The 2,400-nt window shown below is 66.6% G+C and carries 1 protein-coding gene; it reads right to left on the bottom strand.

Annotated features, from left to right (window positions below; all coding sequences use genetic code 11):
* Positions 1–125: 125 nt before the first annotated feature.
* Positions 126–2,315 (bottom strand): S9 family peptidase, encoded by a 2,190-nt coding sequence (locus TVB01_RS16545; RefSeq protein ID WP_422456994.1) that lies wholly within the window; start codon positions 2,313–2,315, stop codon positions 126–128.
* Positions 2,316–2,400: the final 85 nt, after the last annotated feature.

Below are 2,400 nucleotides of genomic sequence, written 5' to 3'. Positions count from 1 at the left end.
CCCGCCCCATTCCGCGCCCGGAGTCCCCGGAAGCCGGCGGCCTGGACTAACCCCCGCGCGCCGGTCCTGGGAGCGGGGCAGGGTGCCGTTGCGCACCCTGGCCCCCGCCGCCGTCGTCCGATGCTTTACTTGCTGTACTGCGCCGGAACCGGGGAATCCACGCCGGGCAGAAGGTCCCGGGCGCCGAGGGCCGCGAGCACAAACGCGTAATCCCAGGCGCGGTCCTTCCAGGCTTCGTAACGGCCGGATGCGCCGCCGTGGCCGCCGTCCATCTCGATTTTCATCACGATTGGCTCGGATCCGGTGGTGGTTTCGCGCAGCTTGGCGACCCACTTGGCGGGCTCAACATACAGCACACGCGTGTCGTTGAAGCTGGTGACGGCGGCGATCCGCGGGTAGTCCACGGCCCGGACATTCTCATACGGGCTGTACTCGCTCATGTACTGGTAAACCTCAGGATCGGTGATCGGGTTGCCCCACTCTTCCCATTCCAGGGCCGAGAGCGGGAGCTCCGGGTCAAGAATGGTGGTCAGGGCATCCACGAACGGAACCTGCGCCACGATCGCCGTGTACTTCTCCGGGGCCAGGTTCGCGATGGCGCCCATCAGGAGTCCGCCGGCCGATCCGCCCATGGCTGCGATCCGTTCCGGATCGGCCCAGCCGGTCGAAGCCACGTGGTCCGTAGCGGCCACGAAGTCGGTGAACGTGTTCTTCTTGTTCAGCTTCTTGCCCTGGTCATACCAGGACCGGCCCATCTCGCCGCCGCCGCGGATATGCGCGACGACGAACACCACGCCCCGGTCCAGCAGGGAGAGCCGGGCGATGTTGAAGCCCGGGTCCATGGAGATCTCGTAGCTGCCGTAGGCGTAGACCAGGGCCGGGTTGGACCCGTTCCGCTCCACCTCGCGGCGGCGCAGGATCGAGAGCGGCACCTGGGTGCCGTCCGGCGCCGTCGCCCATTCCCGCTCCGCGGTGTAGTTGGCCGGATCGTAGCCGCCGCGGACAGGGGTTTCCTTGCGCAGCTCCAGGTCGCCGGTCGCCAGGACGTAGTCGTAGACGCGCGGCGGGGTCAGGTAGGACGTGTAGCTGATCCGGACGACCGGGGAATCGTACTCGGCGTTGGTGAGCCCGGCAGTGTAGAGCTCCTCGTCGAAGGACGGCTCGCTCGGTTCGGCCTGCTCCGGAGTGCCGATCCCGGCCAGGGGCAGGATCTGCACCCGCTCCGTGGTGTCCTTCCGGACTGAGACCAGCACGTGCGTGGAGGTGACGGAGGCGCCGTTGACCCGCACCGCGTCGTCGTGCGGCACCACGGTGTGCCAAACCTGTTCATCCAGGGGCTTGGAGAACTCCGGGCCGGAGACCAGGGACAGCATGGAGTTCAGTGCGTTTCGGTTGTGTGTGATGAGGTACTGGCGTTCGCCGTCACGCGTGAACGGCTCGGCTTCGTACAGGATGCGTTCGCTCCGCGGAATCAGGGTTCGCACGGTGTCACCGGCGTCATCGAAATCAAGGACCCGGTACTCGCTGTACTCGGAGCAGCTGATGCCGATCAGGAGCTGCTTCCGGTCCGCCGAGAGGTCGAACCCCGTCCACATGGCGACGTCGTCCTCCTGGTAAATCACGGTGTCCTCGCTGACCTCCGTGCCCAGGGTGTGTGCCTTGATCTGGTACGGGCGCCAGGAATCGTCGACGACGGTGTAGAACACCCGGGTTCCGTCGGGGGAGAAGGCGAGCGAGTAGAAGACATTGGACACGACGTCGGGCAGCAGTTCGCCGGTGCGCAGGTCCTTGATCCGCAGCGTGAACCGCTCATCCCCGGCGTTGTCCTCGCAGTAGGCCAGCAGGTTGCCGTCCTCCGTGACAGCCAGGCCGCCGAGGGAGAAGAACGGCTTGCCCTCTGCTTCGGCGTTGCCGTCGATGAGGATCTGCTCGCCCGGAACAGGAACCCCGGGTTCGACGACGGGTGGAGTCCAGTCTGCGTGCAGGTCACCGGTGTCCTGTGCCGCGGTGCGGCAGTGGATGGCGTACTGCTGGCCTTCCTCGGTCCGCGTGTAGTACCACCAGCCGCGCTTGCGTGCCGGTACGGAGAGATCGGTCTCCACGGTGCGGGCCTTGATCTCGTCGAAGATCTGCTGGCGGAGCGGCTCCTGGTCCGCAGTGACGGCCTCGGTGTAGGCGTTCTCCGCCTTGAGGTGCTCGATGACCTCCGGGCTCTCCTTCTCCCGCAGCCATTCATAGTCGTCAGTGAACGTCTGACCGTGGTGGGTGCGTTCGACGGGGACTTTTTTGGCAACCGGGGGAGTGGGTGTAGTCATGGTCCCGAATATATCGACCCGCCCACCGGCCCGCGACGGCCCGCGCCGCCTTTACGCTCGGGGCGGAGCGGGGGTGGGCTGGTGC

Source organism: Arthrobacter sp. 7Tela_A1, from assembly GCF_049311065.1.
Taxonomy (GTDB): domain Bacteria; phylum Actinomycetota; class Actinomycetes; order Actinomycetales; family Micrococcaceae; genus Arthrobacter_B.
Note: the sequence above shows the minus strand (reverse complement) of the source record. Positions and strands in the feature narration are given on the sequence as shown.